This is a genomic window from Veillonella sp. 3891, assembly GCF_003992315.1.
Taxonomy (GTDB): Bacteria; Bacillota; Negativicutes; order Veillonellales; family Veillonellaceae; genus F0422.
In genome coordinates this window covers 36048-51122 of the sequence record NZ_RQVE01000011.1, presented here as the reverse complement: position 1 = coordinate 51122, position 15075 = coordinate 36048, and the positions used below count along the sequence as shown (strand labels likewise).

Below are 15075 nucleotides of genomic sequence, written 5' to 3'. Positions count from 1 at the left end.
ACCATGATATAAAGCATACTAGTTCACTAATAATCTAATACTTAGGCATATAGTTTCTATGATGATATACATCAATGGGGACTATATGCTTTTTGTTTTAACACTAAAGAGTAGTGATATACAAAAATATATTAGGAATGCATAAGAAATGATATAATAAAAAGAAATACATTGATGGACAATGATTATATTACTAAAGGATGTATAGATGAGTGAGAAGAAGAAACAACAGAACGCACCAGTGTGCGTTGGAACTATATATACTATAGATATTCACGGCATCGGTAGTAGTGGCGAAGGGGTAGGCAAATACGAAGGATTTACCGTATTTGTACCCTATGCTTTGCCCAATGAAACTGTACAAGTGAAGATTAATTTAGTAAAGAAAAACTATGCCGTAGGTGACATCGTATCAGTTATGACACCCTCTGCAGAGCGAGTGGAGCCGCAATGCGAAGTGTATGGCAATTGTGGGGGCTGCCAATTACAACATGCATCCTATACAGAGCAACTACGACTAAAAACAGAATCTGTGAAAGCGGTTATCGAACGTATTGCTAAAAGTGACCCAGAGTTGGTATTACCTTGCATAGGACCAGAGGAACCATGGCGGTATCGTAATAAAATGCAAATGCCTGTAGGGGGTACCGTAGGTAATGTCCGCATGGGCTTTTACCAAAGGGGATCTCATAGCATTATCAATCATGAACAGTGCCCTATTCAAGATGCAGGGAATGATGATATACGCAAGGTTTGCTATGATGCTATGAAAGAACTAGGAATCGAACCTTATGATGAACATAGAGGAATTGGGGTAGTTCGTCATGTAGTAGGTCGTATCGGTAAAGAGGAATGGATGGTTATCCTTGTAAGTCGTACAGCGAGCATTCCTCATGAAACGGAATTGGTGGAGCGCATCGTAACTGTGTTGCCACAGGTGACATCTATCGTAGTGAATCACAATCCAAAACAAACGAATGTGATTTTAGGCCCTACGAATCGTACCATCTATGGGAAAGATCAAATTACAGATTATATTAAAGATTTGTCCTTTCAGTTATCGCCGCATTCTTTCTTTCAAGTCAACCCAGAACAAACCACTGTGTTGTACGACACAGCCTTAGAATTTGCAGACTTGAAAGGCCATGAAACAGTGATTGACGCTTATTGTGGAACAGGAACTATTTCTTTGTTCTTGGCGCACAAAGCAAAGAACGTCATCGGTATTGAAATCGTAGAACCTGCCATCGCAGATGCGAAAAAGAATGCAGAACGAAATGGATATAGTAATACAGAATTTATCGTAGGCGATGCAGCTGTGGAAATGCCTAGGTTGTATAAACAAGGTATTAAGCCTGATGTGATTGTATTTGATCCTATCCGTGCAGGCTGTAAAGAAGATGTATTACATGCTGCCGTTGGCATGGCACCAAAACGAATCGTATACGTGTCTTGTAACCCATCTTCTATGGCACGAGATATAGAAATACTGACGAAACAAGGCTACCAATTGGTGAAAGTCCAACCTGTGGATATGTTCCCGCAGACGTATCATGTTGAGTGTGTAAGTTTGTTGACTAAAGTACAGAAGTAAAAGTGTGTCAAAGGTTAGTAAATATAGGGATTTCGAAGAGTTGATGTATCCCAAAATAGAGATGGAAGATAGCCTGGAAGTAACAGAAAATCAGGAGATTTTTGAAGGTTGTCTAGACAAGGCTATGAAGTAGGTTGTATCGAAAAAATGTTGATATGCTTTTTTATAGGGGTTGACATACATACTATCGGAATTTTTGTTTCATTGATTATTTTGCTAAATGAGGATTTTATTATACTGGTATAATAAAGTATGTCTATATCAGTGATAAAATAATTTGAGGAGATGTAAAGCTATGATAAGCCTTGGTATCGCAATAAAGAAAAATGAGTTATGGTATTCTGTTGTTGATGGATCAAATATGGAGTCTGCTGTTCTTTTGGAAACTGGAAAGCAAAGTTTTCAAATAGGTGCACATACAGGGAGATTGATGATGAATTTTCATAATATCTTTACTGAATTAATTACAAAATTTCACCCTGATACTATTGTATATAAGCTATCTTTAAATGTTAATATGAAGCAGATACCTTATATGCACTTTTCAATTGGAGTTTTACATTTGTTGTGTATTCAAAAGAATATAGCTGTTACTGAAAGAAGCAATCAGTGGATTACAGCGGGGAAGAGAGTAAAAATAATAAATTGTACGGAGCATTTTTCAGATATGCGTTTTAGAACTGATGAAGAAATGCAAGCTACATTAATTGCGTGGTTTGAGATTGGGCAGTAATATGAATATTAAAAATGATTATTCTGGTGAAGAAATTGGAAAATATAAACTAATAGCTAAGTTGGGGAATGGTGGATTTGGTGCAGTTTATAAAGCTGTAGATAGAGTTTTAAATGCGGAAAAGGCTATTAAAATATTGGAAGTTTCAGATCCTAGAAAAGCATATGAACTTTTTAATGAAGCAGCAATCCCATATGAATGTCGGCATAACAATATTATTAGAATAAATAGTGGTGAGTTGCTCAACTTCAATTCTGAACTGGTTTTTGTTGTGGATATGGAATTAGCAAACGGAACCTCACTTGAAAGTCTACTTCGAAATAGATTCATTCCTATTGCTGAGAGTATATATTATATTAAGAATATCTTGTTTGCAGTTGAATTTTCTCATTTAAAAGGTATCATACATAGAGACATAAAACCTGCAAATATTTTGCTTGATAACGGTATTCCTAAATTGTCAGATTTTGGTTTATCAACGGCATTAGGTGATTTAATTATTCCGTGGAAATGGTATATAACTCATGCGGCCCCAGAAACATTTGGAAGTGATTCGGTTGCAACAGTAGAAACAGATATTTTTGCCTTAGGTATGACGATGTTCAGGATGGTAAATAATATATCAAACTGGAATTTGTTTTTACAAAATATAAATAACGTTGCAAGCTTTATAAAAACGGGAAAATTAATAGGAAAAATACCGCAAGCACCCTATGTTCCATTAAAAATTCAGAAGATAATTAAGAAGGTATGCAACCCTTCACCTGAAAAAAGATATCATAGTGCTACAGAGATGAGAAATTCTCTTGAGAAAATACACTTTTTATATAATTGGTTTATGTGTGATACTTATCATTGGATAGGGCTGTCTAATGAATTGCCAAAGAAAGATATTTTTTTAGAAATGAAAAGAAAAAGTATAGATGTTGTAGTTAAAAATAATGGCAGACGTTCTTCTAGGGATAGTAAAAATTTTTTCACTTTAGAAGAAGCTAAGGCTTATTTATTTGAATATATAAGGTCAACGACTATACAATAAAATATCTGGATTAAGATTAATTGCATAATAAAATTGAACAATTGAATATAAAAAATCCATAGTAATTTCGTGGTATGATTATAGTGCTAAATTACAAAATATCACGAGGTAATCACTATGGATGATATTAGTCATAACACAGAAATACGGACAAATAAACATCTTTCGTTAAAAGAGCGATTTTACATCGAAAGACGTCTGCGACTATGAGCATCAATATCTTCTATTGCTGCTGATCTGCAACGGTCTAGAAGTGCATTTAATATCAAGAAAATCACAATGCAGAATGATTTATGAGAAATGTTTTTAATAAAAACATTTAAATTAATATTGAATATAGAATATAGAATGTATTTATGAATATACATGAGATTATTTATTAACAGATTTATATGTATCTTATTCAATGAGATATGGTAATAGTGTGTATAAAAATCAGTAATACATTAAAATATTTGTATTATAGGAGATAAAATATATATGAAAAAGATAGTTTCAATTAGCTTATTTTCAGGAGCAGGAGGTTTAGATATTTCTAGTCATATGGCTGGTATTCCTGTTATTTTAAGTACAGATTTTGATCATGATTGTATTGAGACTTTAAAAGCTAATAAAAAATATTTTGGTGAGACCAAAATATTAGAAGGTGACCTTCATGAAATTAAAAGTGAGACCCTTAAAAAGTATGTGGAAGAGGAGAAGCCAAATAAATTTATAGTGATTGGCGGAGCACCTTGTCAACCATTTTCTAAAGCGGGATATTGGGTAACCAATAATGTCAGAAAAGGGATTAATGACCCACGAGCAAATTTAGTTAATGAATATTTAAGAGTGGTTACTGATTTAAACCCAGACGGTTTCGTTTTCGAGAATGTTGAAAGTTTGATGCATCCATCAAATAAGGTAATAGTAGATAAGTTTATTGAAATTATAGAGGAGGCAGGATATAAGTATAAGATTATCCGTGCGAATGCGCTAGAGTATGGTGTTCCGCAAAAAAGAAAAAGACTGTTTATATTAGGATCAAAAAATGAATTTAAGAGTGCTGAACCAAAAAAAACTCATGGTAGGCCCGAATGCGCAGAAAAAGAAGGTTTGTTGCCTTATGTAAATGTAGGAGATGTTATTTTAGGCTATGAAGGACCTGAATATTTTGAAGAATATGAAGTAACAAAAGGTGGTACCTACCATGATGATTTATGTGAGGTACCTCAAGGTATGAATTATAAAGCACTAACAGCTTGGGCTGGATATCCTAATCCTAAATTTGTTGCAGATAAAAGATTTTGGAATTTCTTGCTTAAATTATCACCTAATCAACCATCTTGGACAATATGTGCGCAACCTGGACCTTGGGTGGGGCCTTTTCATTGGGATAATAGAAGGCTAAGAGTACCTGAAATAGCAGCAATTCAGACTTTTCCCAAAGGTTATAAGTTTTGTGGTAGTAGAAGATCAATACAAAAGCAAATAGGTAATGCTGTACCATGTCTCATGGGAAAAGCAATGATAGAGTTTGTAAAGGAGAGTTTAGATTAATGCCAAATGTATTAAGTATTTTTTCAGGTGGTGGTGGTATCGATTGTGGTTTTAAAAAAGCAGGCTTTGATATATGCTTCTCGACAGATTTTTGGCAAGCTGCTTGCGATACATTAACTAGAAATGAAGTGGGTAGGTTGGTTGTCTGTGATGATATAAGAAATATTAATTATGAAGATCAGCTTATGAAACTTAAGATGAAGAAAACAGATGTTGATGTGCTTGTGGGAGGACCTCCTTGCCCAGCTTATTCTAAATCACGATTTTATCGAACTGATAAAAAAAGAGCATTGGAAGATGAAAACTCATTTACTCTTTTTGAATATTTTAGAGCGTTAGAGGAAATAAGACCAAAGATATTTTTCTTTGAAAATGTTCATGGATTTATATATAAACCTCATAAGGATGCATTCGAATTATTAAAAAATAAAGCAGAAGAATTTAATTATGAAATAACATATAAGGTTGTTAACACAGCAAATTATGGGATACCTCAAACTAGAGAAAGATTTATTTGTATTGGTGTGAGAAAAGATTTTGCGGATAAGTTTATATTTCCAGATGAAACACATTATAATCCTGAAAAATATCCAAATGGTATCGATGGAAAAAAAACTTGGGTTACTTGTAAGGAGGCTATTGGAGATTTGGATTACTCTTTACCAGAAGATGAGCAGATGCAAGCTGGTTCAAGGCATAAAGAGTTGCTTAAGCTAGTTCCTCCAGGAGATAACTATCTGTTTTTCACAGAAAAGAGAGGATATCCTAAACCTATTTTTAAATGGAGGTCAAGATACTGGTCGTTTTTATTAAAGCTATCTCCGAATAGACCGTCATGGACTATTCAAGCCAGTTTTTCCAATAATATGGGACCATTTCATTGGACGAATAGATTCTTAAGAATTAATGAGATTAAGAGGATTCAAACTTTTGATGATGATTATATAATATGTGGTGACTTTAAAGACCAATGGAGACAAGTTGGGAATGCAGTTCCAGTTGGCATGGTAGCGTTAATTGCAGCTAGTATTATGAAACAATACTTTAAAAAAGTGATGGTGAACAATAGTGAAAAAAAAGCTAGAATCATTATTTAATATATATGATGAGAATACAACTGTAACTCAAATTGATAACGAAAGTGAAATATTTGAAGTTATAACAATGAACCATGGGACTTATTTTGTTTGTGCGAAAGAAGTTACTTTTGGAGGAAGGGAGTCTCTTAGTAACGAGCAAAGGATTCAGATAAAGGGGGTATCAAATAATTATATAGAAGAAAAGATTCTCCAAGATGAAAAAGGAGTTCTTTTGGGGATAGTTTCTGCTGATGACGAAGAGCCTATTATTTGCACATTTAAAGTAAAACATTCAAACGCAAAGAATACCCTTTCAAAGCAAATAAAGAATGAAACAATTAATATGGCAAAGATGAATGGTTTTGCGCAACAATTAAAAGGAACTGAGTTTGCATGTGCTTTTCGAAAAGAATTATTATATTTTTATTTAAGTAATACAGATTGGATTCATGATGATACTTTAAGAAATATGCACACACATGTTGAATCTAATGTAGTAGAAGAGGTATCTTGTGAAGATGGTAGACTAAAAACAGGTACAAATATTCTACTATACGGCGTCCCAGGTTCAGGAAAAAGTTGGACCATACAGCATGAGTATTGCACTCCAGATAGCCATGTTGAGAGGCTAGTGTTTCATCCAGACTATACATATTCTGATTTCGTTGGACAGATATTGCCAAATGTTGCGGAAGATGGTCAAATTAGCTATAAGTTTACACCAGGTCCATTTACTAGTATATTGCGAGATGCTTATGAGAATCCTGAAGAAGATTATGTTCTGCTTATAGAGGAAATTAATAGAGGGAATGCACCGGCCATCTTTGGTGAAGTATTCCAATTATTAGATCGTAAAGTTGAAGTAAACGAATATGATGAATTACCAATCGGAACTAGTGAATATGGAATTACAAATCCTAATATTGCAAATGTTGTATATGGTGATCCAAATCAAAAAGTTAGGATTCCATCAAATCTTTCAATCATTGGAACAATGAATACATCTGACCAAAATGTTTTTACTTTAGATACAGCCTTCCAACGACGTTGGGAAATGCGTTTGATTGAAAATAATTTCGACACAGTTGATTCAAAACTAGCTGATGCCTGTATACTAGATACAACGGTGACATGGAGAAATTTTTGTACTACCATTAATGATATAGTGATAGGGAATAGCATGAGAATGGCATCTTCTGAAGATAAACGATTAGGTGCATATTTTGTTCATGTTAGTGATCTAACATTTGATGAAAAAATGGGGGATTTAAGTGATGGCATTTATGATGAGTTACGAAATAAAGAAAGTAACGGCTCAATAGTTAATGATGAATACAATAGGTTACGTGAAATTAGACAGGCCATGCAACAAAACAGAAAGTTCCCTGAAAAAGTTATTAAATATTTATGGGATGATGCCTTTAAATTTAATAGAGAGTCAGTTTTTGAAGTTACACAGTATCATAGTCTTGAAGAGATAATTAAGGCATTTTTATGGAATACCGGAAACGAACGGTTTACTATATTTAAAGAAACTATTAGGAATGCATTTACTGAAAATACATAATAAGGCGGTGGATGTATATGAATATAGCGAAAGAGACTGATTCAGTAAAAGAATATGATATTCTAAATCATTGCCATGTCAATACGAATGAAGAAGGTGACCGCTTTGTAGGTATTCGGCTTGATACAGATACCATAACAGTCCATTTTCCTATTGGGTATGAACTTTCTAATACAGATGCTGAAGTAAGAAATGATATTATGAATTTAATTCAAGTGCTTTCTGAATTTACTACAAAAACTGAGAGATTGATTAGTACTAATAAATCAAATTCAGTTGAATCTGTAGAATTTCCAATTCATGCGTATAGATATGTCATTGAGTACTTTTTTAATATTGGCGGTAAATACTATATAGAGACTGATGTATTATATAAAACAAGTTCAAAAGGTAATCAGGATTGGTCAAGAACTTTTAAAAAGCAAAGCCCACTAGTGTATCAAAAAAATGGGGTTAATAATCTTATTTATACAAACTTTACAGTTAGAACTTCTACACCCAATAATCAGAAACTAATAACTCAAATTAATAAAAATTGTGTATATGAGGCATTTCAAAGGTTAGGTTGGTTGTATGGTCCATATGTTCCAGAACATCCAGGCATAACTTTAGATGCAAAAACATCTATAGCGATTCTTCGCACTAAACTTGCTAATACAAATGATGATAAAAAGAAACAACTATTTCAAAGTATGCTTGATATGCTAACTTTCATGGATAACAAGACCTCTGATAAGGAACTTTATTATGGGACTGGTGAATTTGAGTGGGTGTGGGAAAAGCTAATTGATAGGGCCTTTGGTGTAAGACATAAAGAGGAATACTTTCCAAGAGCTAAGTGGAAGTTGAAGTTCTATAGCGATACAGAAACACGACCGTTAATGCCAGACACCATCATGATTCATGATGGAAAATATTACGTACTTGATGCTAAATATTATAAATATGGTATTACGGGGCGTTCAGAACATTTACCCAATGGTTCTTCTATTAATAAACAAATTACTTATGGAGAATATCTTGATAAGTACAAAAGAGTAAATTTTACATTAATTTACAATGCATTTATTATGCCGTATTCAAAGAATAATAACTTGTTTGATTTACATGATAATGTGGGACATATCGGTGAAGCAACGGGAGATTGGAAAGGCGAGAGTAAAGCCCATGAGCAAAGAACCTATGAGCGAATACAAGGTATTGTTATAGATACTAAGTACTTAATGAATAATTATCTGGGGAATACTGAAAAAATGAAAATAGCACTTGTAGTATGCATAGAATCTGAGTTTTAGAAATTCAAATAGTTCTATGATAAAACCATAGAGATATTAATTCCCAATGTACTAGCTGTAGCTATTGTGCTTACATAAATAGTAGATTCATTAGAATCATATAATTGAAGAGATATATAAGAAACATAAGCTTAGATTGTGAGAAAGTTTGTTCAGTAGAAACCATAATCTTACTTATGTTTCTTTATTTTTGGGAAAAGTAGCACCACTGCTGATATAAATTTGATGTCATCATAGGCAATACATCTCTTGTAATTGGGGATTATTTAGTTTAAAATAAAGCACAAAAGGAAGTGATATAATGATTTCCGCTATTATTCAATCAGCTCTTTAAATATCTCCGTTCTTAAAAGAAAAGATTTCTAAGTGGAGTGAATTATTTAACAAATAAGCTAATGTATATATTCGTTTATTAAATACATTTAAAGGGGAACCGGAGAGAGAAAATTGCTTGTCTGGTAAAGATATTCTTAGATTAATGGGGGCGTATTTGCTTGAAGAATTTGATTTTATGGATCAATTGGAGTTGATAATAAAAAGATAATTCGATTAAGATTGAATCAAGTTTGAAGTTTGGTATACAAATTATAGGTATATCTACAATAATTATATCGATAGATTGTAGATAGAAATAGGAATGTTAGGAGGGTCTGATGGTTTTATCAGATGTAATATTATGGAAAATAGTGGATTTAAAATAAAATTTGATAAGAATACAATTGATCATTTAGGTATAAAATTATATAGTTCATTCCCTCCTGTTATCGCTGAATTAATTTCAAACTCTTACGATGCAGATGCTGAAAATATTGAAATAAAAATCAATTATGATGAAAAGATAGTAACAGTTTCAGATGATGGAACAGGGATGAACCATGATGAATTAAATCAGAATTTTTTGGTGATCGGTAGGAACAGAAGAAAAGCTGAGGGTACAGGCGTTTCTAAAGTAAAAAAAAGAAAAGTGACAGGAAAGAAAGGTCTAGGTAAATTAGCTGTATTTGGTATTGCAAAGACTATAGAGGTATATTCTATAAAAGATGGTTTGAAAAATGCTTTTAGTATTAATTATGATGAAATGAAAGCAGAAAGTGAATCAGAATATAAGCCAAAGGTTATTTGTGAAAATGAAAATACCAATGAACAATCTGGGACTGTGGTTAAAATCAAAGAAATTAAACAAAGTAAAATAATGAGCATTGAGGATTTAGCATATAGCTTGTCCAGAAGATTTTCATTTTATGATACTGAGTTTGAGGTTAAACTTATTGATGAAAATTCACAACAAGAGCAACCTATTACAAAATCAATTTATTTTGAGAGATTAGAAAAAGAATTTGAATGGAAATTTCCAGAAGACTTTATGAATGATATTGATAGTGTAGAAGAATTTAAAAGATTAAAAGACCATGGTATTACTGGAAGTGTATATACTAAATCGACTCCTTTACGGAAAAAGGATAGTGGATTTTTACTGTATGTTAGAAACAAATTGGCTTCAGAAAATGTATTTTTTGATGATAGGGCCAATGATACTTTCAATAGCTATGTAACTGGATTTTTTAATATTGATTTTATAGATGATTCAGATGAAGAGGATTATATATCTACAGCTAGACAGTCAATCCTTTGGGAAGAAAATGAAAATACAATTCAACTAAAAAATGATTTAAATAAGTTGATTTCAAAAATATCATCTTTATGGAGAGCAAATAGGAGAAAGAAAAAAGAAGAACTTATTATTTTAGACGATTCATTTTTTAAGGGATTAACTCCAACAGAGATAAGTAGTATCAAGAAAGTTAAAGATACATTGTTAACAAATTCTACAGAAATAGATGATATAGAATCAATTAAACGTGTTTTGGATAACTTAAAAAATTTATACAAATTTGAGAGTTTTCAGGCATATATTGAAAATTTAAAAGAAGAAAATTTAACAGTTGATGAAGTTGAAAAAATAACTTCGGATTGGGAGTATATAGAGGCTAAAGAACTTGCAAAAGTTGCAGTTGGTAGAATAAAAGCTATAGAACAATTTGAAAAGTATGTTAATGGGAATGAGAGTGAGTCTAAAGTAATTCAACCATTTCTAGAAAAGTTTCCTTGGATTTTAGATCCTAGAATTACAACATTTGAAAGAGAAAAAACATATAGTAAAATTTTAAAAGAAAAGTTTCCAGATGAAAAACTAGAAGGAAGTAATCGCAGGATTGATTTTCTTTGTAACTTAGTAAATGGTGAATTAATTATTATTGAATTGAAGAGATCGAATATTAAAATTAAATCAGAGGAAATAAATCAAGCATTAGATTATAAAGTTTTTGTTCAGAAACATCATAAGTTGGATAAAGTAACAACATTTTTGATGTCTGATAGATATGATATGGATCCTAGAGATAAAATTACTGCAGATTCGTTAGAACACAGTGGTGTTTTATTTATCAGATCATATTCAGACTTGCTACGAGATGCAAAAAAGTTTAATCAAGAATTTATAAATAAATACGAAGAAATTAAAGAAGTGTATGATAATTGATTTAATCAAAATGAAGGGAGGTGTGGTTGTGCTAAATATAGTAGATGTTTTTTCAGGCGCGGGTGGATTAACCGAGGGATTTAGGGATAAAGACTATTATAATTTTATTTGCCATATAGAAATGGACAAAGACGCTTGCTCTTCTTTAGAATTAAGAAACATATATTACTATTTAAAAAAAGAGAATAACTTATCTTCATATTATGAATATATTCAAGGTAAAATCTCAAGAGATGATTTATATTCAATTATACCAGGAGATTTAACTAAAGATATATTAAATAAGGAAATTAGTAAAGATACCATATCTTCGATTTTTGAATTTATTGACCAAAAATTAGGGAATAATGAGTTAGATGGTATTATTGGTGGACCACCATGTCAGGCATATTCTACAATCGGTAGAGCCAATAACAAATCGAAAAAATCTACTGATAAAAGAATTTATCTATATAAATATTATTTATATTTTCTAGACAAATATAAACCAAAGTTCTTTGTTTTTGAAAATGTTAAAGGGTTGCTTTCTTTTAGGGATTTATCAGGAGAGTTACTCTTACCAAAAATAATTTGCGAATTTGATAAGTGCGGATATAAGGTGGACTATCAAATAGTAGATGCAAGTAATTATGGTGTAGTACAAAAGAGAGAACGTTTAATACTTGTTGGATATCGAAAAGATTTAGTGCCTGATAACTCATTTTTTGATTGCTTGGTCGAATATGGTGAGGTTGCGCCAACCATAAAAGAATTATTTGAGGACTTGCCAAATATAAAGCCTGGAGGATGTTCTAGTAAGTATCGTTGTGATGTTTCAAGCGAGTTTGTTGCTAAATATCTCCGTAAAAAAGATGATATTTTGACACAACATGTTGCAAGATCTCATAATGAAAATGATTTGAAGATATATAAATTGGTACTAAAAACTAAGAAAAAAGGCAAGAATTTAAGGTATATCGATATACCTAAAGAACTACAAACACATTCTAATACAACATCATTTTTGGATAGATATAAAGCCTTAGATTATAATTCTGTTAGTCATACAGTTGTTGCTCATATTGCGAAAGATGGACATTACTATATTCATCCAGATTTAAGACAGAATCGTTCAATTACAGTAAGAGAAGCAGCTAGAATACAAGGGTTTCCAGATAATTTTTATTTTGAACATTCACGAACAGCTGCATTTAAACAGATAGGTAATGCTGTTCCACCAATTTTATCTAAAAAAATTGCAAGGGCTGTTATAGACTTTTTGGGAGAAAGATAAGGTGAGTTATTCGCACCCCTTCAGTTCCCTCTCCATATATTTTTATAGTTTTTCTGATTTGATACAGTTCGGTCATCTCGGAGTTTGATGAAGAATACTCTTGCGTATGGGTATTCTTTTTCATTCGATTTTCAAACTTCTCATAAATTTTTCTATAATCGGTATTTTAGAGTATACTTTTGGGGACGGAAACAGCTTATCAGATAAGAGGATCGCTGATTTATATTCACTAGCGAAGGCTTTATCAAGTAGGATTTTTCGCATATGATGGGTAAGTTTGGCAGTATTTCGGGAAAGTGTGGACTTGCTAAATGGTAGCTATTTTTTAAGAATCTTAATTTGGTCCTGTAGATGTCGTCTTTTGTCTGCATTTTCTTAATAAATTTATCAAGCTGAACAAGAGAGTGAAAGCCTTTTTCACGCATTAAAATAATAGTATCTGAATATACTTGCAGGTTGTGTTTGGTAGTCCAGAATATATATACCTTGCTTAACATTTACACTCAAGTGTTCTATTCTTAAATCTATCGTTAGAATCACGAGGACTTTTACTGTAATAGATCTTTGCACAGTGTTTACACTTCTTTTATATTATCGATTACAAAGATTACCAGTGTTATATCCTTTGACCAAGTGCTTTTCATAAAATATGAAAACTGTTAGATATTCATGGAACATTGGGTTAGTAGTTTTTTTTAGTTTTAATACTAACCAAAGATGTTTACACAAGCTTGGTAATGAAGTATATGATGCGAATTGGTCATATAAGTTACAGGTTTATGAACGATATTTTCCAGGTCAACTGATACAAACCTCTGAAAGTGGTACGCTTTCAAAAGATGCTGAAAAAATTATCAAAGAACTACAATCATAACACCATAACCAACTTTCATGTAAAATATATCCTATAGAAGCGGTTTATCACTGTTTTTATTACGTCACTTGCCGTATAATGATTACGGCAAGTGTTTTTTTATTAGAAAGGATTGAGTAATTTTATGATTATTTTATTCGGATTTATTCTATTGTTAGCTTGCTTAATTGTTGGTGTAAGACATGGTGGCTTAGGATTAGCTGCTGTATCTGGTATTGGTCTTGCTATTTACGTATTCGTAATTGGTCTTGTACCGGGTAAACCACCAATTGATGTAATGCTAACGATTATGGCGGTAGTAACATGTTCTGGTTTCTTACAAGCCTCCAAAGGGTTGGATGTTATGCTTGTATACGCAGAAAAATTTCTACGTAGTAATCCAAAACAAATTACTATTTTAGCACCAATCACAACATGGTTCTTAACTGTGTTATGCGGAACAGGTCACGTAGTATATACGATGTTCCCAATTATCTATGATATTTCTATCAAAGAAGGAATTCGTCCAGAACGCCCAATGGCGGTGGCATCTGTGGCGTCTCAAATGGGGATTTGTGCCTCTCCTGCCTCAGTAGCTGTAGTATCCATGGTGGCTATGTTGGGAGCTGTCAATTTCCACGCTAGTGTAGTAACAATCTTATCTATCACGATTCCAGCTACCTTTGTGGGTGTTATCATAGCGGGCCTTTGGAGTATGCGTCGTGGTAAAGAATTGGCCAATGACCCTGAGTTCCAAGCTCGCATTCAAGATCCTGAGCAACGTGCCTATATCTATGAGGAAAATAAAGAAGCTAGTGTTGTGAAAGAACTTCCTCGCACAGCATATTGGGCAACTATTATTTTCTTACTTGGCATTTTAGTCATCGCTCTATTCGGTAGTTTCCCTAACCAATTATTGCCATTAGTTCCTAATGCAAAAGGTTTATGGAAACCATTGTCTATGACTCCTACAATTCAAATTGCAATGCTTGTAATGGCAGCATTAATTCTTCTTGTATGTAAAGTAAAAGTAAGCGATGTAACTAGTGGATCTGTCTTTAAATCTGGTATGATTGCCGTTGTATCTGTATACGGTGTAGCTTGGATGGCAGAAACCTACTTTGGTGCATATATTCCACAATTTAAAACGACTCTATCTAGTATTGTAGTAGAGCATCCGTGGACCTATGCTATTGTATTGTTTATTATTTCTAAGCTAGTAAACTCTCAAGCAGCAGCACTTGCTATCGTAGTGCCTATGGGGTTAAGTGTTGGTGTAGAACCATTGATTATACTTTCTTTCATTCCTGCATGTTATGCGTACTTTGTGTTACCAACATATCCGTCTGACTTAGCATGTATTGGATTTGACCGTTCTGGTACAACGCGCATTGGTAAATTTGTTATTAATCATAGCTTTATTTTACCAGGGCTAATTGGAGTATTCACAAGTTGCGTTGTAGGTTATTTTATTGCTCACGCATTGTTTTAATATGACGTGAAAGTATGTGTATATCTTATGGATATACATTCTAGTAGTACAACTGTAAGCATTGAAAGGCGA

The 15075-nt window shown here is 32.7% G+C and carries 10 protein-coding genes; all 10 read left to right on the top strand.

Annotated elements, in window-relative coordinates:
* Positions 1 to 208: 208 nt before the first annotated feature.
* The 10 genes from rlmD to EO118_RS06580 all read left to right on the top strand — a co-directional run bounded on the left by rlmD (position 209) and on the right by EO118_RS06580 (position 15003).
* Complete coding sequence (gene rlmD, locus EO118_RS06640; RefSeq protein WP_127069202.1) at positions 209 to 1594, top strand: 23S rRNA (uracil(1939)-C(5))-methyltransferase RlmD; 1386 nt, start codon at positions 209 to 211, stop codon at positions 1592 to 1594.
* A 295-nt stretch (positions 1595 to 1889) separates the two neighbouring features.
* Positions 1890 to 2327 carry a hypothetical protein gene (locus tag EO118_RS06635; protein WP_127069201.1) on the top strand — a complete coding sequence of 146 codons (438 nt, stop codon included), beginning with the start codon at positions 1890 to 1892 and terminating at the stop codon, positions 2325 to 2327.
* A gap of 1 nt (position 2328) precedes the next feature.
* Positions 2329 to 3366, top strand: coding sequence for a serine/threonine-protein kinase (locus EO118_RS06630; RefSeq protein ID WP_127069200.1), 1038 nt, complete (start codon positions 2329 to 2331; stop codon positions 3364 to 3366).
* A 480-nt stretch (positions 3367 to 3846) separates the two neighbouring features.
* Positions 3847 to 4905 (top strand): DNA cytosine methyltransferase, encoded by a 1059-nt coding sequence (locus tag EO118_RS06625; protein ID WP_127069199.1) that lies wholly within the window; start codon positions 3847 to 3849, stop codon positions 4903 to 4905.
* On the top strand, positions 4905 to 6002 hold the full coding sequence (locus EO118_RS06620) for a DNA cytosine methyltransferase (protein WP_127069198.1): 1098 nt from the start codon (positions 4905 to 4907) through the stop codon (positions 6000 to 6002). Before EO118_RS06625 ends, EO118_RS06620 begins: the two co-directional genes overlap by 1 nt.
* Positions 5974 to 7551: an AAA family ATPase gene (locus EO118_RS06615; RefSeq protein WP_206168408.1), complete on the top strand. Its 1578-nt coding sequence runs from the start codon at positions 5974 to 5976 to the stop codon at positions 7549 to 7551. The genes EO118_RS06620 and EO118_RS06615 overlap by 29 nt, the downstream gene beginning before the upstream one ends.
* Positions 7552 to 7568: 17 nt before the next feature.
* Positions 7569 to 8846, top strand: coding sequence for an LlaJI family restriction endonuclease (locus tag EO118_RS06610; protein ID WP_127069197.1), 1278 nt, complete (start codon positions 7569 to 7571; stop codon positions 8844 to 8846).
* Between the two features lie 637 nt (positions 8847 to 9483).
* Positions 9484 to 11385: an ATP-binding protein gene (locus EO118_RS06600; protein WP_206168407.1), complete on the top strand. Its 1902-nt coding sequence runs from the start codon at positions 9484 to 9486 to the stop codon at positions 11383 to 11385.
* Positions 11375 to 12658, top strand: coding sequence for a DNA cytosine methyltransferase (locus EO118_RS06595; protein ID WP_240633524.1), 1284 nt, complete (start codon positions 11375 to 11377; stop codon positions 12656 to 12658). The genes EO118_RS06600 and EO118_RS06595 overlap by 11 nt, the downstream gene beginning before the upstream one ends.
* A gap of 998 nt (positions 12659 to 13656) precedes the next feature.
* The gene (locus EO118_RS06580; protein ID WP_127069194.1) at positions 13657 to 15003 is read left to right on the top strand and encodes an anaerobic C4-dicarboxylate transporter; all 1347 of its coding nucleotides are present in this window, start codon (positions 13657 to 13659) and stop codon (positions 15001 to 15003) included.
* The last annotated feature ends 72 nt before the right edge of the window (positions 15004 to 15075 follow it).

What these genes read in the sequence shown, in the direction of transcription:
- rlmD (WP_127069202.1), top strand. Translation starts at nt 209, where the DNA reads ATGAGTGAGAAGAAGAAACAACAGAACGCACCAGTGTGCGTTGGAACT.
- EO118_RS06635 (WP_127069201.1), top strand. Translation starts at nt 1,890, where the DNA reads ATGATAAGCCTTGGTATCGCAATAAAGAAAAATGAGTTATGGTATTCT.
- EO118_RS06630 (WP_127069200.1), top strand. Translation starts at nt 2,329, where the DNA reads ATGAATATTAAAAATGATTATTCTGGTGAAGAAATTGGAAAATATAAA.
- EO118_RS06625 (WP_127069199.1), top strand. Translation starts at nt 3,847, where the DNA reads ATGAAAAAGATAGTTTCAATTAGCTTATTTTCAGGAGCAGGAGGTTTA.
- EO118_RS06620 (WP_127069198.1), top strand. Translation starts at nt 4,905, where the DNA reads ATGCCAAATGTATTAAGTATTTTTTCAGGTGGTGGTGGTATCGATTGT.
- EO118_RS06610 (WP_127069197.1), top strand. Translation starts at nt 7,569, where the DNA reads ATGAATATAGCGAAAGAGACTGATTCAGTAAAAGAATATGATATTCTA.
- EO118_RS06600 (WP_206168407.1), top strand. Translation starts at nt 9,484, where the DNA reads ATGTTAGGAGGGTCTGATGGTTTTATCAGATGTAATATTATGGAAAAT.
- EO118_RS06595 (WP_240633524.1), top strand. Translation starts at nt 11,375, where the DNA reads ATGATAATTGATTTAATCAAAATGAAGGGAGGTGTGGTTGTGCTAAAT.
- EO118_RS06580 (WP_127069194.1), top strand. Translation starts at nt 13,657, where the DNA reads ATGATTATTTTATTCGGATTTATTCTATTGTTAGCTTGCTTAATTGTT.